Consider the following 26,353-nt stretch of genomic DNA (forward strand, 5'->3'; position numbering starts at 1 on the left):
ATCGGCGGGGTTTTTCTTGAATGGTCGGTTGCCCGGCCTGTTGTCTGACCTGATCTCTACTCTGAGGCAAGGCTTCCGCTAGGCGCCTGCGCCGTCATGCCGATCAGCCTTCCTCGTCCGCCAGCGGCAAGCGGGCAAGACTCGCCGCCACCTCCTCTTCGAGCAGACTGATCAGCAGGGCCTGCACCGCGTGCAGCGATTCACCTTCCTCGGCCGTCGGCAACTGCCACTTGAACTCCAGATAGCGCTCGCTGCGCATCGAGAGCGGCAGGCCGATCAGGTCGCCTCTGGCGTCCTCAAGCACCTGCAGCGCCGACAGCGCATCAATGATGGTGGCGGCACTGCCCGTGCGCGCCAGACGCCCGGCGCTGGCCGGCGTGGCGACTTCCAGCAGACTCGCCGGCGTCACGCGCTCACGCTTGAGCAGTCCACGAATCAAGCGCCCCTGACTGCTGGTTTCCGGCAGGTCGACGAAGGGGCGTTCATTGAGGCGTGCAAGGGTCAGCGGCTTGTCCAGCAGCGGCCAGCGTGAGGGCCACAGCAACATCAAGGGCAGCTTCAGCGCGGGCGGTGCCTCGGCTTGCGCCTCTTCACCTGTCCCGCTCCGGGAAGCGGCCCCTTCGGCATTGTGCGCATCATCCTCGACGTCAAACGGCAGCTCCGGCGTATCCCCCAGTTCGGGCATGGCAGCCTTGGCGGTAGGCTTTGCCTCGTCGTCATCGCCTTCGATGAGTGTCGTCTCCTCGCGCGCGCGCTGACGCAGGCTGGCCTTGAGCTCGCGGGCGCGTGCCGCCGCCGTCTTGGCACGCTTGCCGCCCTGGGGCTCCGGCGGTGCTTCCAGACTCACCGCCATCGCGACCCGCCCCTCGCGGATGGCGAGATCATGCTGTGACACCTCGAGCACTTCCAGGCTGGGCAGCCACTCACTCAAGGCTTCACTGGCCGCGATGCGTGTCAGCCAACCGGCACTGAAGGCCTCCAGACCGGGCGTGACCGCCAGCACGAGACGCGGACGCTTGCCGCTACCCGGCCCGAAGGCCAGTCGTCTGAGCTCGGATTGAGCGCTGAACATCCGGGCGAGTGATGGCGTCAGGCGCTCGGCTTCCGGGGTCGGTACCAGCTTGCCGCCCTCGCGCAGAAACAACGAATAGCCCAGCGTCTGCTCGAGTTGTGCCAAGCCCCGCGAGACCACCGGCACGCTGATCCCCAGTTGCGCGGCACCGCCTTTCATCGAGCCACACTCGATCACCGCCCACAGCATTTCCAGCTGACGCAGCCGTATGCCGGGTTCACGGGTGCCTGTGTCTGACTGCGCCATGGTGTTGCTCCTTGAAGGGTTCGTCCGCGATGCTCCGAGAGTCAGCGCTGGTCGCTAGCTCATTTAGCCTTACGCTAATCATGCTGGCACCAAATGTCACGCTCAAGCTGCCTGCAGGACGTCACGACCCCCTGAAACGACACTCCCCCCGCTGATGAATCAGCGAGGGGAGTGAGAGACAAGGCATCGATTCGCGCCAGTCGTTCGTTCAGACCGACCACTGGTTCAGAGCGGCCGCTCGTTCAGACCGACAAAGAACGAGCGATCAGGAGAGTGCCAGTACACCTTCTGCTTCAAACAGCACGCCCTTGGGCAGCTCCTTGACGCCGACGGCCGCACGCGCCGGATACGGCTGACTGAAGTACTGCTCCATCAGCGTGTTGACCACGGCGAAGTTGCTGAGGTCGGTCAGGAACAGATTGACCTTGACCAGTTGATCCAGGCTGCCACCGGAGGCTTCACACACCGCCTTGAGATTGCGGAACACCTGGTCTGCCTGGGCTTCAAAACCGCCTTCCACCACTTCCATGGTCGCCGGGTCCAGCGGGATCTGGCCGGACAGGAACACCAGATTACCCGTACGCACCGCCTGGGAATAAGGGCCGATGGCAGCCGGTGCGGACTCGGTAGAGATAATCTGCTTGGTCATGCGCAATTCCTTGTTCAATCAGTTGACGGAGAGACACTCGAAAAAAGACGACTACACGGCAGTACGCACTGCCTGGCAGACCCTGGCGCAGCCACTGACACAGACACTGTCACAGATACAGACACAGACACTGCGCCGAGCATCAGGCAGCGTAGCGACCAAGACTGAGACCATTGGGATCGATGGAGGGCTTGCGACCATCCACCAGGTCCGCCAACAGACTCGCACTGCCGCAGCTCATGGTCCAGCCCAGGGTGCCGTGTCCGGTGTTCAACCACAGATTGTCATACTTGGTGCCACCGATGATCGGCGTGGAATCCGGCGTCATCGGGCGCAGACCCGCCCAGAATTCCGCACGTGCGTAGTCACCGGCTTCCGGGAAGACATCCTGCACCACCATGTTGATGGTCGCGCGGCGCTTCTCGATCAAGGAAAGATCGAACGAGGCCAGCTCGGCGGTGCCACCGACTCGGATACGGTCATCGAAGCGTGTCAGCGCGACCTTGAAGGTCTCGTCCATCACGGTGGACTGCGGCGCGGCATCGGCATTGATGATCGGCACGGTCAGGCTGTAGCCCTTGACCGGATAGATCGGCAGGTCCAAATCCAGATCACGCGCCAGGAACGGCGAGTAGCTGCCCAGACACATCACGTAGCTGTCTGCGGTCATCTCGCCACGGTCGGTGATGACCTTCTCGATGCGGCTGCCGCTGCGCTGGATGCGCTGAATGGTGGTATTGAAGACGAAATTGACGCCCAGGGTGTCGCGGCAGTAATCCGCCAGCCGGTTGGTGAACAGATGGCAATCGCCGGTCTGGTCATCCGGCAGGTGCAGCCCGGCGATGAACTTGCCCGGCACGCGGGTCAGTGCCGGCTCCACCGTGGCGCAGGCGTCGGCGTCCAGCAGCTGATGGCGCACGCCACAGCCCGCCAGCACCTTCATGTCGCTCTGCACGGCATCGACCTGCGCCTGGGTACGAAACAGCTGCAACAGCCCCTTCTGACGGTCTTCGTAGCGCAGCCCGGTCTCTTCGCGCAGGGCATTGATGCAGGCGCGGCTGTACTCGGAGACACGCACCATGCGCTCCTTGTTGACGGCATAGCGGTCGGCGTTGCAGTTGGCGAACATCTTGACCATGAACTTGGCCATCTGCGGATCCATGCGAGGCTGGATCTTGAGCGGCGCATGCTCCTGGAACATCCACTTGACGGCTTTGTGCGGAATGCCCGGCGCTGCCCACGGCGAGGAGAAGCCGAAGGAGACCTGACCGGCGTTGCCGTAGCTGGTTTCCATCGCCGGGCTGGCCTGACGGTCGACGACCGTGACCTTATGCCCCTGACGCGCCAGATAATAGGCACTGGTGACACCGACGACGCCGCTACCGAGTACAAGAATCTTCATGTTGGCCTACCCCATGACTGCAAGCCGCGCCCCACGGCAAATGACAGGCGTATTCGCGCACTCGGCAGCGAATAAAGACGATGAAGGCCAACACCGGTCGACAAGGCGACTCGCAGTGGCTTGACCTGAATGCATCCAGTATAGAGGCGCAAACAACGGTTAATATTCTGTTATTAGACCCTATATCAGAAAATAAGCAGGTAAATTTCGCATCATGGCAGTGATAAAAAACAAAAAAGCGGCCATTTTTGGAATGGCCGCTTTCGGTGCTTCTCAGCGGGACTGCTGACGGGGCTTCTGACAAGGTCTACTGACAGGGTCTCCAGCAGGACCTTCCGGGCAGAATCTTCTGAATGGCGCCTGACATCTCAAGGGAGCGCTCGTGCTGGACGCCATGGGGGCCCGAGCGATCAGGTCGTCGCGACATAGGCATGGCGACGCAATGACTTGCCGCGGTCGCCCAGGGCCTGACGATAGACGCGCCATGCCACCACACCCGCCAGCAGGTTGCCGATCGCCGAGCCGATGGCGACACCGCGCAGCCCATCCAGATGTGCCCCCAGCCATACCGCCGGCATGAAGCAGATGAAGAGACGCACGAAGGACAACGCCGTGGCACGCAGCGGCCACCCCAGCGCGTTGGCAGCCGACACGACCAGCATGCAGATACCGAGGAAGGAGTAGCTGGGCAACATCCACGGCAGCAGGACCGCCAGTGCCGCCGAGACCTCGTCACTGCCCACCAGCACATAGGCCAGCGGTGTCGCCAGCACTGCGGCGATGATGCCCAGCACCAGCTGCCAGATCACCACCACGCGGGCGGCCAGGTTCATCAGGCGGCGAATTTCCTGCCAACGGCCGGCGCCATAACAGCGCCCGAGCCACGGCGGCAGCGACATGGTCAGGGCCAGCACCACGATCAGCGAGAAGGTTTCCAGGCGTGAGGCGATCCCCCAGGCGGCCACCTCCGTCTGGCCCAGTCCCGCGACGATGGCGGTGACCAGCATCGCGGAGAGTGCCGGCATCATCTGACACAGAATCGCGGGTATCGCGATTCCCGCCAGCTGGCGGCGTGAGGCCTGCCATTCGGCCCACAGGCCGCGATATTCCATCCAGTCGCGGCGCGAGAGCTTGAATGCCGTGATGGCAAGTCCGGCCCCGAAGGAAAGTACGGTCGCCCAGGCAGCGCCCGCCAGACCGAAGCCGGGCAGCGGCCCCGCGCCGAAGATCAGCAGCGGGTCCAGCACCAGGTTGAAGACACTGGTCAGCAGCATCATCTCGCCCGGCAGACGCGTGTCGCCGTGGGCGCGGAACAGGCTGTAGAGCACATAGGCCATGGCCCCCAGCCAGCTGGCGATCAGCGATGGGCCCCAATAGACCTCGATCAGCGTCATTTCAGTGGCATTGGCCCCCAGCAACTCGAAGGCCGGCACCCTGATGACCCACAACAGCAGCATCAGCAGTGCCATCAACACACCGGACCCCAGCAGCACCACACCGCCCAGACGCCGGGCACGCGCCTCATCCTCGGCGCCCAGGGTGCGCGAGACGATCGCGGCGATCGCGATGCCCATGCCGACCTGCACCCCGATGATCAGAAAGGTCAGCGGGAAGGTGAAGGATTGCGCGGCCAGTGGCGCGGTGCCCAGATGCGAGACGAAGGCGGCATCGACCAGGTTGAAGCCCAGCAATCCCATGATGCCGAGTGTCATCGGCAAGGTGCTGCGCCACAGGCGTGACATCAGCTCACGCGTCGTCGGCGTTTCCGACGTTGGCGGGGTCGATGTTGCAGAGGCGTCGGTGGACATAGAAGAAGACATGAACTCACTCCCAGCATGTCGAGCATGGCTGGTTGGGTGAAGGTATAAGGCGTCGGAACACTTCCGTGACGCTGGAGGGATGATTCTAGGGATTTCGCCGGACCCCAGATAGGCTCAGTGGGACATGTCTTTGATGCATTGTCGGCAACAGGAGGAGCGAGAAACGCGTTGATGCGTGGTATTAGAGGAAACAGTGACCGTGATAAACTCACCTTGTCAGGGATTTCCGTCACCTGGATTCGTGATGATGACCCATGCAATGTCACCGATTATCGACTGCTACCGAAGTTGGACCATCGCTTTATATGCACTGACTGCCTCATGGATGGCTGGCAGAGTGTTCCCCTCCCCATGGCATCACGAGAGGTCAGACCGTGGATAAAGCATCCCGTTTGTTGCTGTTTCTCGATGTGGTAGAAGCACAGAGTTTTTCCAAGGCGGCTGACCATCGTCAGGTCAACCGCTCGGTGGTCTCCAAGCAGATCAGCCGTCTGGAAGAAGAACTGCAGATTCGCCTGTTCAATCGCTCGACTCGCTCGCTGGCCCTGACGGATGCGGGGCGCGAGATCCATCAGCACGCACTGCGTCTGCGTGAAGTGCTGGAAGATACCGACGATGTGGCCGGCGCCTATCAGGATGGCCCGCGCGGCATCCTGAAGATCACCAGCCCGAGCCACTTCGGGCGCACCTATGTCGCCCAGGCCGTGCGCCTGTACATGGAGCGCTACCCGGATACCCAGGTGGAAGTGCGCCTGGAAGACCACCTGACCGACCTGATCGGCGGCGGTTATGACCTGGCCATTCGCATGTCGGAGCTGGAAGACTCCAACCTGATCGCGCGTCCGCTGGCTGCACACCGTCACCTGATCTGTGCCTCGCCGGCCTTCATCGAGCGGCACGGCATGCCCCAGACCCCCGCCGATCTGTCTGGCCTGCCGGCAGCGGTGTATTCCCGCGATGGCTTCATTCTCGATCGCCTGCGCGTCTGCACCGAGAGCGGTGTCGAGGAAAAGGTGGCGCTGGATTCGCGCCTCAAGGTCAATGATGCCGACGTGCTGATCGGCGCCATCAAGTCGGGTGCCTGCTATGGCATGGTGTCCGCGATCAACATCAAGGACGAGATCCTGAATGGTGAGCTGGTGCCGCTGTTGACCAACGTGCCGATGAAGCCACTGCCTTCGATCCACCTGGTCTACCCGCACCGCCAGTACCTGCCGCAGAAGACGCGTCGCTTCAGCGATTGCCTGCAGGAAGTCGTCGGCACGCCGCCCGTCTGGGAGCAGCGCATTCCGGGCTTCGAGAACATGTACGGCTACGGTAGCGGTTGCAGCGAATGAGACGTCGCCACGGCTCTCGAGTCTGAACGCACGCCGTCACCTCCCGCGGCCACTGCCAGACCCGAATGCCCAGCATGAAAACGCCCGCCATGCAGAGTCACTGCGTGGCGGGCGTTTTCATTTCAGGCACCTTTCATTTCAGGCACCTTTCATTTCAGGCACCTTTCATTTCAGGCCCTTTCATTTCAGCCCCCTTCATCTAGCCCCCTTCAAAAAAACACTCAGGGGCAGGGATGGATCGACGGCTTGCGCTTGAGCCACTCGACCAGCTCCGGCAGGCGCTTGGGCCGTGCATAGCGGAAGCCCTGCACCAGATGGCAGCCCATCTCGACCAGCAGGCGCTCCTGCTCTGCAGTCTCGACGCCCTCCGCCAGCACCTCCATGCCCAGGCTGTCGGCCAGCGAGATCGCGTGGGAGACGATGGCGCGGTCGCGGGCATCATGGTCAAGGCTACCGACAAAGCGCTGATCGACCTTGAGGCGGCAAGCACGTAGGTCGCGCACGTAGAGCAGTGACGCGAAGCCGGTGCCGAAATCATCGATCGCCAGGCGCACGCCGCGTTCGATCAGGCCGGTGAGTCGCTCCACGACGCGATCGAGATCCGGCACGCGTGAGGATTCGGTGATCTCAAGCTCCAGGCGTTCCGGCGCGAAGTCATGGCGCGCCAGGGCCTCCGAGACACGCTCGGGGAAGCCGGGGTCACGAAACTCCTGAGCCGAGACATTGATCGCCACCGACAATGGCTTGCCGTTGGGCGTCACCAGATCACGCGTCGCCGAGAGGGCCGTGTCCATCACCCGCGCGCCGACGGTACCGATCAAGCCGTACTGCTCCGCCAGCGGGATGAAGCGACCCGGCCCGATGGTGCCAAGCTCGGGGTGATCCCAGCGCACCAGCACCTCGACGCCGACGGCCTCGCCACTGGCGAGGTCGAACTGGGGCTGGAAGGCGAGATCCAGCTCTTCGAGATGCTCGCGCAGGTCACTGGTCAGGCGATAGTCGTTGAGATGCTGCATGTGCGCGCCTGGCGAGAACACATGCAGGGGGCCGCAGACATCGATGTCATCGTATTCCCCGTGCAACATGGCGAGTTCGGCCAGATGCATCAGGCGATGGGCACGCCGCGCGTGCTGCGGCGCCAGACTGATGCCGACCCGCGCCGTGACCGGCAGGGCCTTGCCATCCAGTCGCATCAGCATCACCAGCCGTTCGCACAGCTCGTTGGCACGCGCGATCAGGCTGGCCTCATCCCCGACGAAGAACAGCGCGAAGGCGTTGCCCAGGGGGCGGCAGACCAGGGCGTCGCGATACTGCAGGGACATGGCTTCTGCCACCCGCTCCAGCAACGGATCGATACGCTCGGCACCGTGCGCCGAGTTGATGATTTCCAGATGGGTCAGCGACAGATAGATGATGCCGCCATCGATGCTGCCGTCGACGCTTTCTTCCAGCAGCAGTTCATCGATCTGGGCATTGAAGCGATCGCGCGACAGCAGGTTGATGGGCTGCAGGCGGCGCAGGGCGATCAAGACCTTGTCATCCACCCCGGCCGCACGGGCCTCCGCCAGCCCCGAGAACGGCGCCTTGAGGCGGACTCGCCGCTCGCTGACCGGCTCGAGACGCGGCCGCTCGGTGCCGAACAGCTCCTGCCAGCCACAGGTGTTGGCCACCAGGCACTCGGCATCGAAGATCGCCATGCGCCACGGCAGATTGGCCTTCTGCACCAGCAGCCATTCTCCCAGCTCGCCGGTGATGCCCATCAACCAGAAGCCGGGCTGGCCGCTGATGCCACAAGGCTCCGGCTGCTTGGGCAGCGGGGATGGCAGCTCCGGCACCCTGTCTTCCTGTCGAGCGCGCGGCGACGTCCAGGCGAGTTGGCCGAAGCGGTCATGAATCCACAACGGCTCTTCGATGGACGACAGCAATTTGATCAAGATATCGAGAGGCACGCTCACTCCACCTGCAGTCATAAGGAAAATGGCTTGATGCCCCGCAAGGGCCGCCTGTCGCCAGTGATGCTGGCCGTTGGCTGGCGCAACGCGGGTAACACCGCCGGGACATGACACGTCATTCACGCTTCCGGCTGTTCTCGCGCTTATCTGCTTACACCTGCTTTCATTGTCGCCGCTGGCTGCCGCAAGGCCCGGGCCGCATGGCTAATGCGGCAATGTCCGGACGCCCATGCTACTCCTCCCATGGACATCACCAGGCGCCAGACTGCTGCACTTTGTCTCTTCTGATTGCCCTTTTGAGCCCACACTTGAACACCAGCGCCTCCCCGTCTCGCCTGTCACTCGACGCTGCACCAGGCGCCATTGCGAGAGCCACTCCCGGAGCCATTCGGCAAGCCACTCAACCTGCTCCTCAACCCGTCATCCCGAAATTCGTGCTGTCAGGGAAAGCACTAGGTGGACAAGCGTGCAGCACGCAGACGACTCTCTCTACGCTTCGCTAATACTCCGAGTCTATGCCAGCCTGTGGTGCGGGTACCAAGGCTATTTTCTCGCCGACTCAACGCTTGGCTGCCATGGCCGCTGCAGAACCTGGCGACAGGCGGCGTATCCGCGGCCCGCGCCAGTACACGAGTGGCATCAAGGCGTGCGGAAGAGTAGGATAGGCGCCCGTTTCGCCCGGACCGGATCCCGGGCGCCGAATCCATCGGTCAAAGAAATTCTCCGTCATGACTCTCAACGTCCAGAATTCCGCTGTCTCCGCAGTCTCCGCTTCTGCCTCCTCTGCAGAGCGTCCCCGCGCCGTCGTCATCTACTCCGGTGGCATGGACTCCTACACTGTCCTGCACCAGGCGCTGAAGGAAGGCTTCGAGGTACATGCCCTCTCCTTCCATTATGGCCAACGTCACTCGCGTGAGCTCGACGTCGCACGCCAGGTCTGCGAGTCGCTGGGCGTCGCCCACGAAGTCGTCGACATTCGCGCCATCCATGGCCTGATCGACAACTCCGCGCTGACCAACAGTGACCAGGCGATGCCCAAGGCCGACTACGACGAGGCCTCCATGACCTCGACCGTGGTGCCCAACCGCAACATGATCCTGCTGTCACTGGCCATCGCCAAGGCCGTCAACATCGAGGCCGAGGTCTGCTTCTATGGTGCCCACGGTGGCGATCACGTGCTCTACCCGGATTGCCGTCCGGAATTCGTCGACAAGATGAACGCCGTCGCCGCGATCGCCAACTTCTCGCCGGTGGAGATTCGCGCGCCCTTCCTGCACGCCAGCAAGGACGAGATTCTGGCCGCCGGCATCGCCATGCAGCTCGATTACGCCCAGACCTGGACCTGCTACGAAGGCCGCGAACTGGCCTGCGGAGAATGCGGCAGCTGCCGTGAGCGTCTCGAGGCCTTCGCCGCCCATGGGCTGAGCGATCCGCTCGGTTACGAAACGACCGACTCGGCCAAGGGCGCAGGCACTCTCTGATGTATACGGTAAAGGAAGCGTTCTACACCCTGCAGGGCGAAGGTGCTCGCGCAGGGCGCGCCAGCGTGTTCTGCCGCTTTGCCGGCTGCAATCTGTGGAGTGGCCGCGAGCAAGACCGCGACACCTCGGTCTGCCGCTTCTGCGACACCGATTTCGTCGGCACCAACGGCCAGAATGGCGGCAAGTTCCGCACCGCAAACGCGCTGGCGGACTTTTTGGCCAGCCTGTGGCCGGAACACACCGGCATCGCCACGCCCTATGTGGTCTTCACCGGCGGTGAGCCGCTGTTGCAGCTCGACAGTGAGCTGGTGGACGCGATGCACGCCCGCGGCTTCGAGATCGCGGTGGAGACCAACGGCACCGTCGAGCCGCCTGCCGGCATCGACTGGCTATGTGTGAGCCCCAAGGGCGCAAGCGAGCTGGTCCTCACCGGCGGCGATGAGCTCAAGCTCGTCTACCCGCAGCCGGAGGCCCTGCCGGAGCGCTTCGTCAGCCTGGACTTCGCGCACTTCTATCTGCAGCCACTGGATACCGCCGCCCTCGACGCCCTGCCCGCGCCTGCCGCGGCCCGCGAGCATTACCGCGAGGTGCTGGCGTCCGACACGCCGATGAACCAGTGCGTCAGCTACTGCATGCGCAATCCCCAGTGGAAGCTCTCGCTGCAGACTCACAAGATCAGTGGTATCGATTGATGACCGCAATGACTCCCAAGACCCTGTTCGTCAGGGCCCTCACCGCGGTGGATGCCTCGGTGTGGAGCAATACCCGCGGCCTGTACGGCATCAGCCAGCATCTGGACCTGGAGCTGGACGGTGCCGTCGGCCATGACGGCATGCTGTTCGACTTCGGCGACGTCAAGCCGTGGGCCAAGCGCATGATCGATCAGGACGCCGATCACACCCTGATCGTGCCCAGCCAGGCCGAAGGCGTGAGCGTCACGGACTGCCCGGAAGGACTGTGCCTGCGCTTCACCCAGCCCTATGCCATGGAAGTGCGCGGCCCGCGTCAGGCCTTCTGCCTGCTGCCGGTGACCGAGGTCACCACCGAGGTGCTGGCCAACCACTTCGAGAAGCTGCTGACTCGCCGCCTGCCGCCGCGCGTCGAGGCGCTGCGCGTGCGTCTGCGAGACGAGACCATCGACGGCGCCGCCTACACCTACAGCCATGGCCTGCGCCATCACAGCGGCAACTGCCAGCGTATCGCGCATGGGCATCGCTCTCCGCTGATCATCGAGCGCAATGGTGTGCGTGACACGGCACTGGAAGCCGAGTGGGCCGAGAAGCTCAACGACCGCTACCTGGCCGAGGAAGGCGATCTGATCGACCGCCCGGGGCGTGAGCTGGTATTCAGCTATGAGGCACCGCAGGGGAGGTTCCGCATTCGTCTGCCGCGCAAGCAGGTCTGGCTGCTGCCGACACCGACCACCATCGAGTGGATCGCCGACTGGCTGGCGCGCCAGATCGCCCTCGACAGCGGTGACAGCATCCGCGTCGAAGCCTACGAGGGCATCAACAAGGGCGCCATCGCGCGCCATACCCCGCAGACGGCGCGTGAGCCTCTCGTCCTCCCCGAGCACGAAGACACGTCCGCTACCTCATGACGCAGACCGCCTCCCCTTCTGCAGATGCTGTCGCTCCCGGCTGTCGTGCCGGTTGCGGCGGCTGCTGCATCGCCCCCTCGATCTCGAGCCCGATTCCCGGCATGCCCAATGGCAAGCCGGCGGGGGTGCGTTGCGTGCAGCTGGATGACGACAACCTGTGCAAGCTGTTCGGCACGCCGCAGCGCCCGGCGGTGTGCGGCGACTTCGATTTCGATCACGAGCTGTGTGGCGATTCCCGCGAAGAGGCCCTGCGCCTGATCGGCGAGTGGGAGCGCCTGACGTAAGAAGCGCTTCCTGAGGGAGGTGCTCAGCTCACTCGCCGAAGAAGTTGAAGGGCCTGGCGGCACCGTCGCTGCGACAGGCCAGCAAGGCCGCATTCAGCTGACGGGAGTCCTCAAGCGGCAACGCAGCCACCATCCCTTCCTGCTCCTCCCCATCCAGCGATGCAATCAGCTCAAGCCGCGAATCCTCGCGCCAACTGGACGGCGCAAGCTCGGCACGCCCATTGGCGCGGTTATAGCTGCGCCAACCATCCTGGGTGTGAAAGGCGCCCTTGATGCGCCACTCGCGCGGCAGGCCATCCAACCACTGGGTCAGCTGATCGAGATCGAAGACCTCGCTTGCGGCGATTCGCCAGCCCAGACTGGCATGCTCAAGCCCTTCGGCCTGTTCGATCACCGGTGCGCCGGGCAGCGGCATCGCGCCTGAGGCGGACGGTTCTTCACTGGCCTGCGCCAGACGCGTCCTATCCCGCGCAGCGCGATGGGCGGCCGGCATGCTGATCTCGGGCTGGTGCGCATCGCTGGCATGCCCGCCGCCCTGGCGCTGAGGCGCGCGTTCTGCTGACAGCAGCCAATCGATCAGTGCGACCTCCTGACCGGCCATGCGGGCCTGCGGCGGCTGGCTTTCGCCGTCGACCCTGCCCAGCTCACCGACCCAGCGCTTGCGCGGCCACATCCCCGCCAGAAACTCATGCGCGGCCGCCAGCTGCTGATCGCTCGCCAGATCACGCTTGCTGAGGACGACGCCGCCCGCCAGCGTCAGCTGATCCTGGAAGGTGCCGTGCTCACGCGTGCGGGTATCGTCCAGTGCACGCGGGTCCAGCAGGGTGATGACTTCCTCAAGCGCAAGCGCCGAGGCCAGCCCTTCGCTGCGCAGCACATCGATCAGCCCCGCCGGATGGCCCAGCCCCGAAGGTTCGATGATCAGACGATCAGGACGCGTCTGATGGATCAGGCTGACCAGCCCTGCCTGCAGCACGAAGGCCAGCTGACAGCACAGACACCCGCCGGGCAGCCCCTTGACGCTGACATCCTCGCGCCCGGCAAACAGCGCCTGATCGATCCCCACCTGACCGAACTCATTGACCAGGATCGCCCAGTGTTCATCCGCCGGCTTGGCCGCGACCAATGCCTGGATGAAACTGCTCTTGCCCGTTCCCAGAAAGCCGGTGATCAGATGCACCGGAATCGGAGCTGGTTCCGTCGGAGCGTCGCCACTTCTGGCGCCGCGTGAAGCCACAGACATGCTGAAATCTCCGCAAGATGAAGGGCGTGCAAAAGGTTATAGAGTAACAAAAACCGGGCGACGACGAAGTCTCGTCAAGCGAATCCAGCTCTTGGGCGTGACGCGATCTGGCGATCGGCAAGCTGCAACAAGGAGGGAGATGCGCAAAACCCCTCGCCACCAGGAGTGACGAGGGGTTTGAGGCTGACACTCGGCCCTGACTGACGCGTGCGATCAGGCAGCGCGGGTCAGGATACGGCGCGCCACGTCCGGCGTGATATCGCCGTGCTCACCGATGGCGGTGAAGCCGTGACGGGTCAGGTTGTCGACCAGCTGATCGATGCTGTCGGCACTGATACCGGCTTCGCTCAACGACACCGGCGCGCCCAGACGAGTGAAGAACTCACGGGTCTTGTCGATGGCGGCGCGCGCGACGCTCTCTTCATCGCCCTCCAGCGCCCAGACGCGGCGACCGTATTGCGCCAGCTTGGCACGCTTGGCCTCGAACAATTCTTCCCACAGCGCCGGCATCACGATGGTCAGGGTGCGACCATGATCGACACCGTGCAGTGCGGTGATCTCGTGACCGATCATGTGGGTGGCCCAGTCCTGCGGCACGCCACGCCCGATCAGGCCGTTGAGGCCCAGGTTGGCGGCCCACATGATGTTGGCGCGCACGGCCAGATCATCCGGCTGACTCAGCACCTTGGGGCCTTCCTCGATCAGCGTCATCAGCAGCCCCTCGGAGAAGCGGTCCTGCACCGGCGCATTGACCGGATAGGTCAGGTACTGCTCGCTGACGTGAATGAAGGCATCGACGACGCCATTCACGCTCTGACGCTCCGGCAGGGTCAGGGTGGTGGCCGGGTCCAGCACCGCGAAACGCGGGTAGGCCAGCTCGCTGAACATCGGCAGCTTGTCGTGGGTCTCGTAGTTGGTGACCACGGCATTGCCATTGGACTCGGAGCCCGTGGCCGGCAGTGTCAGCACCACGCCCAGCGGCAGCGCCGTCTCGGGGTGCTTGCCCTCGGCGAGAATTTCCCACGGATCACCGGCGTGACAGGCGGCGAGCGCGAGGAACTTGCTGCCATCGGCGACGCTGCCACCTCCGACCGCCAGCAGATAATCGATCTTCTCGCGCTTGATGACTTCCAGGGCTTCGAGCAGGGTGTGATAGCTCGGGTTCGGCTCGATGCCGCCGAAGCTCCACCACTGACGACCTTCAAGCGCGGCTTCGATCTGATCCATCACGCCGTTGCGCTTGATCGACCCGCCACCGTAGGTGACCAGCACGCGGGCATCCGCCGGAATCTCGTCACGCACCTTGGCGATCTGGCCGGCACCGAAGTGCACGCGGGTCGGGTTCTGATAGGTAAAGTCCTGCATGATGCTCTCCTCGCGGAGTCAGGGGCGACACGGCAACATGAGATGACAGGGCCGTGGTCAGGCGCCACCTGACACAGAGTGATATGTGGGCAAATGACAGAAAAGCGCGACGATGACGCCACCTGCCCACGAACGATGATCTGCATTCTAGAGCAGTGACCAAGACCAAAATAGAGCGCAGGCCGCACGTCTTTGGTTCGTGAGAATCACCAATCCTGATGACCAGTGATATTTGACGACCAGTAATGCGTGATGGCAAACGTTTGACCACCCACGCAAAAGGCCCGCCGCAGCGAGCCTTTCGTGACTGCCTGAGCAGCGCGCATACGCGCGACGTCAGGTGTTTGGGTCTTCAGTCCGGGTCTTCAGTCCGGGTCTTCAGTAATGCTGTGTCAGTTCTCAGCACTCAGTTCTAAGATCAGAGACGCACCAGCATCTTGCCCTTGTTGCCACCCGAGAACAGCTTGAGGAAGGCGTCCGGCGTCTGCTCGAGCCCTTCTTCCACCGTCTCTTCGTAGTCGATATCGCCCTTGGCGACCTGCGGCCCTACCTCTTCGAGGAAACGGCTGTAGTTCTGCCAGTGATCGAAGACGATGAAGCCTTGCATGCGCGCGCGGCGGATCAGGATCATCGAGATGTTCGAGGGGCCAGGCGCCGCCTCGGTATCGTTGTAGCTGGAGATCATGCCGCAGACGGCGATGCGTGCGCCGACATTCAGGTTGTTCAGCGCCGCCACCAGGCAATCACCGCCGACATTCTCGTAGTAGACATCGAAGCCGTCCGGGCAGGCTTCCTTGAGCGCCTTCGTCAGCTGCTCGGCGTCCTTGCCCTTGTAGCTGACCGCCTTGACGCCCCGCGCTTCCAGCCAATCGAGCTTTTCCTGGCTGCCGGCGATGCCGACGACAGTGCCGCCCTTGGCCTTGGCCAGCTGCACGGCAAGCGAGCCGACCGCACCGGAGGCCGCGCTGACCAGTACGTTATCGCCCTCTTTCATCTCGGCGATGATGTTGAGGCCGGTCCAGGCGGTCATGCCCGGCATCCCCAGCACACCCAGGTAGGCCTGCTCCGGCACCTCGATGCTCGGCAGCGGTTCGACCTGGTCACCAGAGAGCTGTGCGATATCACGCCAGCCGCCCATATGACGTACCTTGTCGCCGCTCTTGAAGCGAGAGTCACGTGACTCGATCACTTCACCGACGGCTGCGCCCTGCAGTGGCTCATTGAGCTCGAAGGGGTCGATATAGGTCTTCACGCCGCTCATGCGGCCACGCATGTAGGGATCCACGGACAGCCAGCTGTTGCGAATGCGCACCTCGCCTTCGCCGAGCTCGCTCAGCTCTTCCTCACGCAACTGGAACAGATCGCGTTCCGGGGTGCCTTTCGGATAGTCGGTGATCGTGTAATAGCGTGTCTGCATGCAATGCTCCTTGCGAATGATCTGGTCAAACGACATGTGATCAGAATCGTCATCAGGCCGCAGGCCCGAGGCCTCAACCCTGTGACGACTGGCCGCCGCAAGCGTTGCTCGGCGACGAAGTGCTCCCAGATTACGCGTGCTCCCGATATCACACCAATGACAGAAACTGAATCCCGGTATGCATGAGACTGATATCATGTGCGGTTGAAACTGCACACTTTCATCCCAGTGACTGGGCCGCCTCGCTACCGGGAACCGCTTGCCATGCACCTGGCTGAACTTGCCCGCCATGATCTCAATACGCTGGTCGCGCTGCATGCGCTGCTGGAAACCCGCAGCGTGTCGCGGGCTGCTGAGCGCCTCAACCTGAGCCAGCCTGCGGTGTCCCGCACCCTGGGCCGGCTGCGCGAGGCCTTCGATGACCCTCTGTTCGTGCGCGCGCAACGCGGTCTGCGCCCCACCGCACGCGCAGAGGCCCTCAGACAGCCCCTCGCCCGCCTGCTGCAGGAGCTGGGCGCCCTGTTGGCACCACCCGAGTTCTCGCCTGAAGATAGCCAACGTCGCTTTCAGCTGGCCACCACCGATTACGGCATGCACGCCTTCGTGGCGCCCCAGATCGCCCCGCTGCACGAGCAGGCGCCCGGCATCCGTCTGGATATCCAGGCCTATGGCGGCAATGTCGAACAACAGCTGGAAGAAGGCGGGCCGGAGCTTGCGATGTGCGTGCCCACCGCCAGGGTGCCGGCCGGCGTGCATGGTCGCGAGATCGGGGATGACCAGTTCGTCTGCGTGATGCGCAAGGACCATCCGCTGGCAGCGAAGGAGACCTTGAGCCTGGAGGACTTCCTCGCCGCCAGTCACCAACTGATCAGCATGGGTGGCGATGAGCGAGGCGCGGTGGACCTCAAGCTGGCGGAACTGGGACTGAGTCGTCAGGTCGTCATGCGCCAGCCCCACTTCCTGGCCGCCTTCAGTGTCAGCTGCCACAGCGACCTGCTGCTGTGCGTGCCGGGCTGTCTGGCCATCAGCATGCTCGATCAGCTGCCGCTGGCCCTGCGTCCACTGCCCATCACCCTCAACCGCTTCTCCTACTGGTTGGTGTGGCACGAACGCCTGCATCATGACGCTGGCCACCGCTGGCTGCGCCAGACGCTCTCCACGGGCATTCAGGCCCGTCACCGCGAACTCTCCCAGCGCCTGCGTCAGCGGCTGGGCTCGTGACTTGATACAAGACTCGTGACCTGACATCAAGCTCGTGACCTGACGCCACACCGGCACGTAGCCTGGCGGCCTGAGCTTCGATACCTGAGTCTCTAAGGCTTGAGCCCAATTGCTTGAACCCAATGGCTTGAACCAAAAAAAGACCGCCACCCCAAGGGGTGACGGTCTCATTGGCAGGGAGAGCTGCCCACGCCAGTTGCCTGGTTCAGTTGCGCTCGATCAGTTGCGCTCGATCTCGGCACGCTCGCGCAGAGATTCCTGCAGGCCCGTGACAGCGGCCTGAGCACGCAGACGCGTCGCCAGACGCGAGAGGAACTGGTCCATCTCGCCCGGCTCGGCCTCGCCGATCTCGGTCAGGGCGATCAGCGCGATGCCACCACTGAGCGACGCCTTGCCGTAGACCGGCTGGCCATCCTGCGGGTGCGCCAACGTGAAGGCCTGCTTGACCAGACTCTGCGGCAGCTGGGTGCTGGCCTGACGGCTGACGTCGTCAGCCTGCTGCCAGTCGATCCCCTCGAGTGATCCGCCCTGGCGCAGCGTCTCCAGACGCTTCTCGGCCAGTGCTTCGAGTGCCTTGGCGGTCTTGTCGGCCTTGGCTTCGCGCTGAACCTGCTGCTTGACCTCATCCAGCGCCAGCGTGGTGGCCGGACGCTGCTCGAGGACACGCAGCACCAGACGACGGCTGTCATCCAGTTCGATGACGTCACTGTTGTAGCCCTCTTCCAGCACTTCGTCACCGAAGGCTGCCGCCATCACACCCGGCTCGGACAGCAGTTCGTCATCATTTTCCTGCGCGACCCAGTCGGTCTTCTTCAGCGGCAGTTCCAGATCCTCGGCGACGCTGGCCAGATCATCCGCCGCGAAGCTCTCATCTTTCAGCTGCTGCGCCTTCTCGTTGAAGGTATCGCGGGAAGCGGCCTGACGGGCTTGCGTCAGCAGCTCGTCGCGCATGTCCTCGAAGGGCGCGATGTCCAGACCGGTCACCTTGATCAGGTGCAGGCTGTCGCCGGTATCGACGATATCCGAGACCTGACCTTCATCCAATGCGAAGGCCGCATCATCGAAGTCTTCACCGAAGATACCGCGGGTGATCACGCCAAGCTCACCGCCGTCCTCGGCCGTGGAGCTGTCTTCGGAGACCTCGGCCGCCACCTTGGCGAAGTCTTCGCCATTGGCGAGTGCGTCACGTGCGCCCTCGAGCTTGGCACGTGCCGCCGCATCATCGTCACCCTTCTCGACCATGATGTGCGCGATTTCCCGCGGCGCATCGGCACGCTTGGCCGCATATTCGGCCTTCAGCGTGTCTTCGCTGATATCGCCACCGCTGGCCAGCTCGTTCTGGTCCAGCAGCACATAGGCCAGCTTGACCTGTGCCGGGCGGCGGTAGTTGTCCTGGTGGCTGTCATACCAGGCCTTGAGCTCGTCTTCGCTGACCGTCACCGGCGCATCGAGGTCCGCACTGCTCAGCGTGGCATAGCGGAAGGTGCGCGTCTGACGCTGCAGCTGGCTGAGCTTCTCTTCTTCGCCCGGCAGCACGAAGGCACTGGCGGCAAAGCCGTCGGTCAACTGCTGGCGCAGGGTGTCGCTGCTCAGCTGCTGGCGGAAGGAGGTGGGAGAATAGCCGGCGCTGGCCAGACGATTGCGGAACAGGTCGGCATCGAAGCGTCCCTTGTCGTCCTGGAAGTCCGGAATGCTCACGATCAGTTGATCGAGCTGCGCATCGGACATGTGCAGGCCGCCTTCCTCGGCGTATTGATCCAGCAGGCGGGAATCGATCATCTGGTTGATGATCTGATTGCGTGCTTCGCGCTCCTGTTCCGGCGCTACCTGGCCAGAACGGATGGCACGCTGGACTTCGGTTTCCACCGCCTGACGGCTGATGGTATCGCCATTGACCGTGGCCACGTCGTCACTGCTGGCAGTGAAGGCGCCAATGATCGACTCAACACCAAAGAAGGCAAAGGTGACGACAATGAAACCAACGATCGTCTTGGCCACCCAGCCATGCGACCGGTCTCGAATTCGTTGCAGCATGCAGGCCTCGAACTACAGGGATTGGAATGGCCACAAGGGCCGCGACTCAGTGACTGATGATTATACGCATGCCGCAGACAGATGCAGGTGACTTTGCACGACTGACTGACTCGCCAGGGTCATCGAACGCTTGCGCCCTGCCGACATGGCCGGGTTCAGCCACAAAAAAAGCGCATCGCCAGGCGATGCGCTTCGATGTTCTGGTACCGGTTCGGCAGTCATCAGACCACTCCCGAACCGGTACCGCGCCACCGGGTGCCTGCGAAGCAGGCAGACCTCAGTTGACGGCGTCTTTCAGTGCCTTGCCAGCCTTGAAGCTCGGCACCTTGGCAGCACTGATCTCGATCGGAGCGCCAGTCTGCGGGTTACGGCCAGTACGTGCAGCACGTTCCTTGACAATAAAGGTGCCGAACCCGACCAGTGCCACGGTCTCACCCTTCTTCAGGCTATCAGTGACGGTGTCGACCATCGCATCGAGTGCACGGCTAGCTGCTGCTTTCGGAATATCGGCAGATGCAGCAATGGCTTCGATCAGCTCGGATTTATTCACTCTTCACCCCTTGAATTTGCAAAAATTACCAGAAATCAGCGCGAAAATTACGGGTGCTAAACGCGATCGCGACGAAGCGGAGTTTATAGCAACGCCCTCAAACGACTGTCAAGCAACCTCACGCGCAAAACCGCACCACGCCGCCGTTTCGACAGCGGCATGGCCAAAAAAATCCCGTCAATGTGTACTGATCATTGTCTGACGACCACTGGCATCGTCTGAACGAGAATCGTCCTTCTCAGCAGTAGACTTTTCTGCTAGAGCCACCTCAAGCACTTCGTCGATCCAGCGCACCGGCCGAATATCGAGTGCATCCTTGATGGTGTCCGGGACCTCCTTGAGGTCACGGCGATTTTCCTCGGGAATCAGCACAAGCTTTATACCACCGCGTCGCGCCGCCAGCAATTTCTCCTTGAGGCCACCGATCGGCATGACTTCGCCGCGCAGGTTGACCTCACCGGTCATTGCCACGTCACAGCGCACGGGGCGTCCACAGTAAGCGGATACCATCGCGGTGACCATGGCAGCGCCCGCACTGGGGCCGTCCTTGGGCGTGGCGCCTTCCGGCACGTGAATGTGCAGGTCTTCCTTCTCGAAGCGCTCAGCCTCGATACCGAAGGCCTCGGCACGCGCACGCACCACGGTGTGGGCCGCACTCACCGATTCCTTCATGACGTCGCCCAGAGACCCGGTCTTGCTGACACGGCCCTTGCCCGGCGTGACGACAGACTCGATGGTCAGCAGCTCACCGCCGACGGAGGTCCAGGCAAGGCCAGTGACACGGCCGATCTGGTCCTCGGCATCGGCAAGGCCGAAGCTGTACTTGCGCACACCCGCGTAGCGCTCGACCTGCTCGGCCTCAAGGTGCATGGAGGACAGTGCACCCTCCTTTGCCTCGGCGACCACACGCTCACGCACGATCTTGCGGCAGACCTTGGCGAGCTGGCGCTCAAGTTCACGTACACCGGCTTCACGCGAGTAGTAACGGATCAGCTCGAGCACGGAGGCTTCGCTGAAAGTCAGCTCGCCCGGCTTCAGGCCATTGGCCTTGAGCTGCTTGGGCGCCAGGTAGCGCATCGCGATGGCCAGCTTCTCGTCTTCGGTGTAACCCGGCAGACGGATGATTTCCATGCGGTCGCGCAGCGGGCCCGGAATGTTCATCGAGTTGGACGTACAGATGAACAGGGTCTCGGACAGATCGTAATCAAGCTCGAGGTAGTGATCGGCGAACTTGTCGTTCTGCTCCGGGTCAAGCACCTCAAGCAGCGCCGAGGCCGGATCACCGCGGTGGTCCATGCCCAGCTTGTCGATCTCGTCGAGCAGCACCAGCGGATTCTTCACACCCGTCTTGGCCATGCGCTGGATGATCTTGCCCGGCAGTGCCCCGATATAGGTGCGACGGTGACCGCGGATCTCGGACTCATCGCGCACGCCGCCCAGCGCCATACGGGTGTACTGGCGGTTGGTGGCACGTGCGATGGACTTGCCCAGCGAGGTCTTGCCGACACCCGGCGGACCGACCAGACACAGCACCGGCCCCTTGAGCTTCTTGACGCGCTTCTGCACGGCGAGATACTCGAGGATGCGTTCCTTGACCTCATCCAGACCGTAGTGGTCCTCGTCCAGCACCTTGGCGGCGTGGTCGATGTCATGACGCACACGCGTACGCTTCTTCCACGGCACGTCGCACAGCCAGTCCAGATAGGTGCGCACCACGGTCGCCTCGGCGGAAGTCGGCCCCATCATCTTGAGCTTGTTGAGCTCCTGGGTGGCCTTCTCCTCTGCCTCCTTCGGCATGCCGGCGTCCTTGATGCGACGCTCGTACTGCTCGACCTCGTTGGGCACGTCATCCAGCTCACCCATTTCCTTCTGGATGGCCTTCATCTGCTCATTGAGGTAGTACTCGCGCTGCGACTTCTCCATCTGCTCCTTGACGCGGGTACGAATGCGTTTCTCGACCTGCAACAGGTCGATCTCCGCTTCGATCAGCGTCATCAGGTGCTCGATGCGGTCACGCACCTTGTCCATCTCGAGCAGCGCCTGCTTGTCATTGATGCCCAGCGACAGATGCGCACTGATGGTGTCCACCAGACGGCTCGGGTCTTCAATGCCCTGCAGGCTGCCCAGCACCTCGTTGGGCACCTTCTTGGAAAGCTTCACATACTGCTCGAACTGATTGAGCAGCACGCGCACCAGGGTTTCCTGCTCCCGCTCGGACAGCGGCTGGCTGTCACGCAGGGCGACGTCGGCGATGCTGTGGCCGTCGTCGTGCAGGCGAATCGCCTGGATATCGGCGCGCGAGCTGCCCTCGATCAGCACCTTGACGGTGCCATCGGGAAGCTTGAGCAGCTGCATGATGTCGGCAACGGTGCCGATGGCGAACAGGTCTTCCGCCGTCGGGTCGTCCTGGCTGGCTTCACGCTGCGCCGCAAGCAGGATCTTCTTGTCGCCTTCCATGGCCACTTCGAGGGCCTGGATCGACTTTTCCCGGCCGACGAACAGCGGAATCACCATCTGGGGATAGACCACCACATCCCGCAGCGGCAGCAGCGGAAGTGTCAGGGTCTGATCTTCGTTCTGCTCCATGGCAGACGTTCCTCGGTATTCTGTGGGTGGGCCGCCTCATACGGCACTTTGATACTGAGACCATGGGGGCAAGGTCATGATTTTGCAATGATCCCGACACGCCTGGCGGTAACTCAACGCTGAATGAAGCCGTGCGTGACCCGCGAATGCATCACAGTAAGGATGGCTTGCGAGCGCAAACGCAACGGGGGGCCTTGCGGCCCCCCGTTGGTGCGACTCAGGCCCGGACGTTTCAGCCGTCCTTGCCGGCCACCTTGCCCTGACTCTCTTCGTTCTTGGAGTAGATCAGCAGCGGCTTGCTGTCGCCGGCAATCACCGACTCATCCACCACCACCTTGCTGACACTCTCCTCGGACGGGATGTCATACATGGTGTCGAGCAGCACGGACTCGAGGATCGAGCGCAGGCCACGTGCGCCGGTACGACGCTCGATGGCCTTGCGAGCCACGGCACGCAGCGCATCTTCGCGCAGGTCCAGCTCGACATCTTCCATCTCGAACAGGCGCGAGTACTGCTTGACCAGCGAGTTCTTCGGCTCGGTCAGAATCTGCACCAGGGCATCTTCGTCCAGCTCGGTCAGTGTCGCGATGACCGGCAGGCGGCCAACGAACTCGGGAATGAGACCGAACTTGACCAGATCACCCGGCTCGACGTCTGCCAGCACGCGACCCACGGTCTTCTCGTCCTGCTTGCTCTTGACCTCGGCATTGAAGCCGATGCCACCCTTCTCGGCGCGTTCGCGGATCACCTTGTCCAGCCCGGCGAAAGCACCGCCGACGATGAACAGGATGTTGCCGGTATTCACCTGCAGGAATTCCTGCTGAGGGTGCTTGCGACCGCCCTGCGGCGGCACCGAGGCAGTGGTGCCCTCGATCAGCTTGAGCAGTGCCTGCTGCACGCCTTCACCCGAGACATCACGCGTGATGGAGGGGTTGTCGGACTTGCGCGAGATCTTGTCGATCTCATCGATGTAGACAATGCCACGCTCGGCCTTCTCGACATCGTAATCGCATTTCTGCAGCAGCTTCTGGATGATGTTCTCGACGTCCTCACCGACATAGCCCGCTTCGGTCAGGGTGGTCGCATCCGCGATGGTGAACGGGACGTTCAACAGGCGCGCCAGCGTCTCGGCCAGCAGCGTCTTGCCGCTACCGGTCGGGCCGATGAGCAGGATGTTGGACTTGCCCAGCTCCACTTCATCCGCGGCCTTCTGACCGGCGCGCAGACGCTTGTAGTGGTTGTACACCGCCACGGACAGCACACGCTTGGCGCGGTCCTGGCCGATCACGTAATCGTCGAGAGTGGAACGAATCTCACGCGGCGCCGGCAGGCGATCATCATCACCTTCGGCGTCGGCTTCGAGGACCTCTTCGCGAATGATGTCATTGCACAGATCGACACATTCGTCGCAGATGTAGACGGAAGGTCCCGCGATCAACTTGCGCACTTCATTCTGGTTCTTGCCACAGAAGGAGCAGTACAGCAGTTTGCCGTTCTCGTCCTTGCCTTTGCCGTCAGCCATTCGCGTACCTCTCAATGGCGGCGACTCCCCGGGGAGCCGCCGGAAATGCATGTTTGCCGACGTCAGGTCAGCCGTTTACGCGGATCACTCCACGTCGGGACGGCGTTCCAGCACGGCATCGATCAGGCCGTACTCCACTGCCTGATTGGCCGCCATGAAGTTGTCACGGTCGGTATCATTGGCAATGGTGTCGAAGTCCTGGCCAGTGTGGTGCGCGAGAATGCGATTGAGCTTCTCACGGATGGTCAGGATTTCCTTGGTGTGAATCTCGATATCCGTGGCCTGACCCTGATAGCCGCCCAGCGGCTGGTGGATCATGACGCGGGAATTCGGCAGCGCGTAGCGCTTGCCGGCGGCACCGCCTGCCAGCAGCAAGGCACCCATGCTGGCTGCCTGGCCGATGCACACGGTGGACACGTCGGGCTTGATGAACTGCATGGTGTCGTAGATCGCCATCCCTGCAGTCACGGAGCCGCCCGGCGAGTTGATGTACAGATGGATGTCCTTGTCCGGGTTTTCAGACTCGAGGAACAACAGCTGAGCCACGACCAGATTGGCCATGTAATCCTCAACCGGACCCACAAGGAAGATCACCCGTTCCTTCAGCAGGCGGGAATAGATGTCATAGGCCCGTTCGCCGCGAGCATTCTGCTCGACAACCATCGGAACCAGACCGCCAGCATTCTTGATGTCGAAGTCGTTCATGGGGGCTTCCTTCATCCGATGACATTGATATCCATTGAGCATGCCACTTTACCCCGCCCACTGACCAGAGACCCGGCCGTAGCCGGGTCCTGGTCTAGCAAGCACTAGGGGTCAACCAAGCTTCAGGCTTGCTCGCCTTCGGCTTCAGCAGCCTCTTCTTCTGCTTCTTCCTGCTGCTGTGCAGCCTGCAGGGCTTCCTGGTAGGACATGGCAACGTCCTTAACCTGAGCCTGTGCCAGCAGCTTGTCAACGGCCTTCTCTTCAAGCAGCACGGACTTGAGCTGGTTGCGAGCCTGTTCGTTGGAACCATAGTACTCGGTGACCTGAGCCGGGTCCTGGTACTGCTGAGCCATTTCTTCAACGCGAGCATTCAGCTCTTCGTCGCTGACGTCCATCTCGTTGCTGCTGACGACTTCACTGAGCAGCAGGCCAGTCTTGACGCGCTGGACCGCCTGGTCCTGGAACAGCTCGCCCGGCAGCTGGGAGACGTCGAAGTCTTCGCCCAGACCGAACTGCTGTGCAGCCTGACGCTTCAGACCGTCGATTTCCTGGTCGGCCAGAGCCTGCGGCACGAGGATGTCGTTGGCCTTGGTCAGTTCGGCCAGCACCTGCTGCTTGACGCGATTCTCGATCGCGTTCTTCAGCTCACGCTGCATGTTCTTCTTCACTTCCACCTTGAAGCTTTCGACATCGGCAGCTTCCAGGCCGAACTGGGCGATGAACTCTTCGTTCACTTCCGGCAGTTCCTGAGCCTTGACGGCGTGGACCTTGACCTTGAAGGTCGCTTCCTGACCGGCGAGGTGCTCAGCCTGGTAGTCAGCCGGGAAGGAAACCTTGATTTCCTTGTCGTCGCCGGCAGCAGCGCCGACCAGCTGCTCTTCGAAGCCCGGGATGAAGCTGTTGGAGCCCAGCACCAGCTCGTGGCCTTCTGCCTTGCCGCCTTCGAAGGCCTCTTCACCGAGGAAGCCTTCAAAGTCGATCTTGACCTGGTCGCCGTCAGCGGCAGCGCGCTCGACGTCGGTCCAGGAGGCGTTCTGCTTGCGCAGGGTCTCGATCATCTCTTCGACGTCGGCATCGGTCACTTCAGCCTGCGGACGCTCGATTTCAGCGCCTTCGATCGGCTTCAGTTCGATTTCCGGGTAGATTTCCAGAGTCGCGACGAACTCCAGATCCTTGCCGGCTTCATCGACGGTCGCGTCGATCTTCGGCCAGCCAGCCGGGTTCAGTTCGTTTTCGGTGACGGCGGTCACGTAATGCTGGCGCATGATCTCGCCAACGATTTCGTTGCGCACGTCCTTGCCGTAACGCTGTTGCACCACTGCCATCGGCACGTGGCCCTTGCGGAAGCCGTTCAGACGAACGGTCTTAGCGGTTTCCAGAAGACGGGCGTTGACGGCCTGGTCGACTTCAGAAGCCGGCACCGTGATGGTGACCGTGCGCTCGATCGGAGAAGTCGTTGCGACAGAAGCTTGCATGAAAGTTCCTCTACCCACTGGTGGCGTTCGAATCATAAAGGCGAAGATTGTAGAAACCCCGCCACGCGCTGGCAAGCGCGGATATGACCCTTTCATATGGTGCCTTGGTCCAAGTTATTCAAGGACCCCGGCCATTTTCTGCTCCACCTACCCGCCAGACAGGCACCTGGAGCGCCCGGCAACCCGGAATCGTCATGCATGGAGCAGTGCGAAAAAACCAAAAAAAAGGAGGAGAAAGCCATTGGCCTTCTCCCCCTTTTGCGGCATGCCGCCCGCCCAAGTGGGCCAGGCAGCATCCTGATATTCATCGAGACGTGGGGTGGATGATGGGGTTCGAACCCACGACCACCGGAGTCACAATCCGGGGCTCTACCACTGAGCTACACCCACCA

Annotated in this window: 20 protein-coding genes and 1 tRNA gene; 6 read left to right on the forward strand and 15 right to left on the reverse strand. The window is 62.6% G+C overall.

Features of this window, described 5'->3' with window-relative positions; all coding sequences use genetic code 11:
* Positions 1–103: 103 nt before the first annotated feature.
* From R2R70_RS16995 to R2R70_RS17010, 4 genes are all read right to left on the reverse strand, one after another.
* The gene (locus tag R2R70_RS16995) at positions 104–1,318 is read right to left on the reverse strand and encodes a LysR family transcriptional regulator (protein ID WP_165873987.1); all 1,215 of its coding nucleotides are present in this window, start codon (positions 1,316–1,318) and stop codon (positions 104–106) included.
* Between the two features lie 265 nt (positions 1,319–1,583).
* Entirely contained in the window at positions 1,584–1,967 is a 384-nt protein-coding gene (locus R2R70_RS17000) for a RidA family protein (RefSeq protein ID WP_043331285.1), read from the reverse strand.
* 142 nt (positions 1,968–2,109) lie between these two features.
* A complete protein-coding gene (locus tag R2R70_RS17005) occupies positions 2,110–3,369 on the reverse strand; it encodes a D-amino acid dehydrogenase (RefSeq protein WP_410978575.1) in 1,260 nt (419 codons plus the stop codon).
* A gap of 410 nt (positions 3,370–3,779) precedes the next feature.
* On the reverse strand, positions 3,780–5,111 hold the full coding sequence (locus R2R70_RS17010) for an MATE family efflux transporter (RefSeq protein WP_410978580.1): 1,332 nt from the start codon (positions 5,109–5,111) through the stop codon (positions 3,780–3,782).
* A 452-nt stretch (positions 5,112–5,563) separates the two neighbouring features.
* Between R2R70_RS17010 and R2R70_RS17015 the strand changes: the two genes are divergently transcribed.
* Entirely contained in the window at positions 5,564–6,526 is a 963-nt protein-coding gene (locus R2R70_RS17015; RefSeq protein WP_043331288.1) for a LysR family transcriptional regulator, read from the forward strand.
* 221 nt (positions 6,527–6,747) lie between these two features.
* Here the strand turns inward: R2R70_RS17015 and R2R70_RS17020 are convergent, their stop codons facing one another.
* Complete coding sequence (locus R2R70_RS17020) at positions 6,748–8,475, reverse strand: putative bifunctional diguanylate cyclase/phosphodiesterase (RefSeq protein ID WP_052384227.1); 1,728 nt, start codon at positions 8,473–8,475, stop codon at positions 6,748–6,750.
* Positions 8,476–9,302: 827 nt separating this feature from the next.
* Between R2R70_RS17020 and queC the strand changes: the two genes are divergently transcribed.
* Genes queC through R2R70_RS17040 form a run of 4 tightly spaced genes read left to right on the forward strand, consistent with a single transcriptional unit; the run spans position 9,303 to position 11,843 of the window.
* A complete protein-coding gene (gene queC / locus R2R70_RS17025; RefSeq protein WP_410978581.1) occupies positions 9,303–9,959 on the forward strand; it encodes a 7-cyano-7-deazaguanine synthase QueC in 657 nt (218 codons plus the stop codon).
* Positions 9,959–10,651, forward strand: coding sequence for a 7-carboxy-7-deazaguanine synthase (gene queE, locus R2R70_RS17030; RefSeq protein ID WP_410978576.1), 693 nt, complete (start codon positions 9,959–9,961; stop codon positions 10,649–10,651). The genes queC and queE overlap by 1 nt, the downstream gene beginning before the upstream one ends.
* Before the next feature lie 8 nt (positions 10,652–10,659).
* The gene (locus R2R70_RS17035; protein ID WP_225347033.1) at positions 10,660–11,559 is read left to right on the forward strand and encodes a 6-carboxytetrahydropterin synthase; all 900 of its coding nucleotides are present in this window, start codon (positions 10,660–10,662) and stop codon (positions 11,557–11,559) included.
* Complete coding sequence (locus R2R70_RS17040) at positions 11,556–11,843, forward strand: YkgJ family cysteine cluster protein (RefSeq protein WP_410978577.1); 288 nt, start codon at positions 11,556–11,558, stop codon at positions 11,841–11,843. Before R2R70_RS17035 ends, R2R70_RS17040 begins: the two co-directional genes overlap by 4 nt.
* 28 nt (positions 11,844–11,871) lie before the next feature.
* Here R2R70_RS17040 and R2R70_RS17045 read toward each other — a convergent pair whose 3' ends face one another.
* The 3 genes from R2R70_RS17045 to R2R70_RS17055 all read right to left on the reverse strand — a co-directional run bounded on the left by R2R70_RS17045 (position 11,872) and on the right by R2R70_RS17055 (position 15,868).
* A complete protein-coding gene (locus tag R2R70_RS17045; protein WP_410978578.1) occupies positions 11,872–13,086 on the reverse strand; it encodes a CobW family GTP-binding protein in 1,215 nt (404 codons plus the stop codon).
* Between the two features lie 213 nt (positions 13,087–13,299).
* Positions 13,300–14,451 carry an iron-containing alcohol dehydrogenase gene (locus R2R70_RS17050; RefSeq protein ID WP_107336276.1) on the reverse strand — a complete coding sequence of 384 codons (1,152 nt, stop codon included), beginning with the start codon at positions 14,449–14,451 and terminating at the stop codon, positions 13,300–13,302.
* Between the two features lie 418 nt (positions 14,452–14,869).
* Positions 14,870–15,868 carry an NADP-dependent oxidoreductase gene (locus R2R70_RS17055; RefSeq protein WP_043331293.1) on the reverse strand — a complete coding sequence of 333 codons (999 nt, stop codon included), beginning with the start codon at positions 15,866–15,868 and terminating at the stop codon, positions 14,870–14,872.
* A 264-nt stretch (positions 15,869–16,132) separates the two neighbouring features.
* On the opposite strand from R2R70_RS17055, the gene R2R70_RS17060 reads away from it, so the two are divergent.
* Entirely contained in the window at positions 16,133–17,089 is a 957-nt protein-coding gene (locus R2R70_RS17060; RefSeq protein WP_052384231.1) for a LysR family transcriptional regulator, read from the forward strand.
* Between the two features lie 219 nt (positions 17,090–17,308).
* On the opposite strand, the gene R2R70_RS17065 is transcribed toward R2R70_RS17060, so the two are convergent.
* The 7 genes from R2R70_RS17065 to R2R70_RS17095 all read right to left on the reverse strand — a co-directional run bounded on the left by R2R70_RS17065 (position 17,309) and on the right by R2R70_RS17095 (position 26,351).
* A complete protein-coding gene (locus R2R70_RS17065) occupies positions 17,309–19,123 on the reverse strand; it encodes a SurA N-terminal domain-containing protein (protein ID WP_410978579.1) in 1,815 nt (604 codons plus the stop codon).
* 277 nt (positions 19,124–19,400) lie between these two features.
* Entirely contained in the window at positions 19,401–19,673 is a 273-nt protein-coding gene (locus tag R2R70_RS17070) for an HU family DNA-binding protein (protein WP_043331296.1), read from the reverse strand.
* A 177-nt stretch (positions 19,674–19,850) separates the two neighbouring features.
* On the reverse strand, positions 19,851–22,259 hold the full coding sequence (lon, locus tag R2R70_RS17075; RefSeq protein WP_043331298.1) for an endopeptidase La: 2,409 nt from the start codon (positions 22,257–22,259) through the stop codon (positions 19,851–19,853).
* A gap of 232 nt (positions 22,260–22,491) precedes the next feature.
* Complete coding sequence (gene clpX / locus R2R70_RS17080) at positions 22,492–23,781, reverse strand: ATP-dependent Clp protease ATP-binding subunit ClpX (RefSeq protein ID WP_043331299.1); 1,290 nt, start codon at positions 23,779–23,781, stop codon at positions 22,492–22,494.
* 84 nt (positions 23,782–23,865) lie between these two features.
* The gene (clpP, locus tag R2R70_RS17085; RefSeq protein ID WP_043331300.1) at positions 23,866–24,486 is read right to left on the reverse strand and encodes an ATP-dependent Clp endopeptidase proteolytic subunit ClpP; all 621 of its coding nucleotides are present in this window, start codon (positions 24,484–24,486) and stop codon (positions 23,866–23,868) included.
* A gap of 122 nt (positions 24,487–24,608) precedes the next feature.
* On the reverse strand, positions 24,609–25,961 hold the full coding sequence (tig, locus tag R2R70_RS17090; RefSeq protein WP_043331301.1) for a trigger factor: 1,353 nt from the start codon (positions 25,959–25,961) through the stop codon (positions 24,609–24,611).
* A 315-nt stretch (positions 25,962–26,276) separates the two neighbouring features.
* Positions 26,277–26,351, reverse strand: a tRNA-His gene (locus R2R70_RS17095).
* Positions 26,352–26,353 lie beyond the last annotated feature (2 nt).

It is taken from the genome of Cobetia sp. SIMBA_158 (genome assembly GCF_046566945.1).
In the GTDB taxonomy this organism is placed as follows: domain Bacteria; phylum Pseudomonadota; class Gammaproteobacteria; order Pseudomonadales; family Halomonadaceae; genus Cobetia; species Cobetia amphilecti.

Coding starts and splice junctions, on each gene's coding strand:
- R2R70_RS16995 (WP_165873987.1), bottom strand. CDS start 1,318: ATGGCGCAGTCAGACACAGGCACCCGTGAACCCGGCATACGGCTGCGT.
- R2R70_RS17000 (WP_043331285.1), bottom strand. CDS start 1,967: ATGACCAAGCAGATTATCTCTACCGAGTCCGCACCGGCTGCCATCGGC.
- R2R70_RS17005 (WP_410978575.1), bottom strand. CDS start 3,369: ATGAAGATTCTTGTACTCGGTAGCGGCGTCGTCGGTGTCACCAGTGCC.
- R2R70_RS17010 (WP_410978580.1), bottom strand. CDS start 5,111: ATGTCACGCCTGTGGCGCAGCACCTTGCCGATGACACTCGGCATCATG.
- queC (WP_410978581.1), top strand. CDS start 9,303: ATGGACTCCTACACTGTCCTGCACCAGGCGCTGAAGGAAGGCTTCGAG.
- queE (WP_410978576.1), top strand. CDS start 9,959: ATGTATACGGTAAAGGAAGCGTTCTACACCCTGCAGGGCGAAGGTGCT.
- R2R70_RS17035 (WP_225347033.1), top strand. CDS start 10,660: ATGACTCCCAAGACCCTGTTCGTCAGGGCCCTCACCGCGGTGGATGCC.
- R2R70_RS17040 (WP_410978577.1), top strand. CDS start 11,556: ATGACGCAGACCGCCTCCCCTTCTGCAGATGCTGTCGCTCCCGGCTGT.
- R2R70_RS17045 (WP_410978578.1), bottom strand. CDS start 13,086: ATGTCTGTGGCTTCACGCGGCGCCAGAAGTGGCGACGCTCCGACGGAA.
- R2R70_RS17050 (WP_107336276.1), bottom strand. CDS start 14,451: ATGCAGGACTTTACCTATCAGAACCCGACCCGCGTGCACTTCGGTGCC.
- R2R70_RS17055 (WP_043331293.1), bottom strand. CDS start 15,868: ATGCAGACACGCTATTACACGATCACCGACTATCCGAAAGGCACCCCG.
- R2R70_RS17060 (WP_052384231.1), top strand. CDS start 16,133: ATGCACCTGGCTGAACTTGCCCGCCATGATCTCAATACGCTGGTCGCG.
- R2R70_RS17065 (WP_410978579.1), bottom strand. CDS start 19,123: ATGCTGCAACGAATTCGAGACCGGTCGCATGGCTGGGTGGCCAAGACG.
- lon (WP_043331298.1), bottom strand. CDS start 22,259: ATGGAGCAGAACGAAGATCAGACCCTGACACTTCCGCTGCTGCCGCTG.
- clpX (WP_043331299.1), bottom strand. CDS start 23,781: ATGGCTGACGGCAAAGGCAAGGACGAGAACGGCAAACTGCTGTACTGC.
- clpP (WP_043331300.1), bottom strand. CDS start 24,486: ATGAACGACTTCGACATCAAGAATGCTGGCGGTCTGGTTCCGATGGTT.
- tig (WP_043331301.1), bottom strand. CDS start 25,961: ATGCAAGCTTCTGTCGCAACGACTTCTCCGATCGAGCGCACGGTCACC.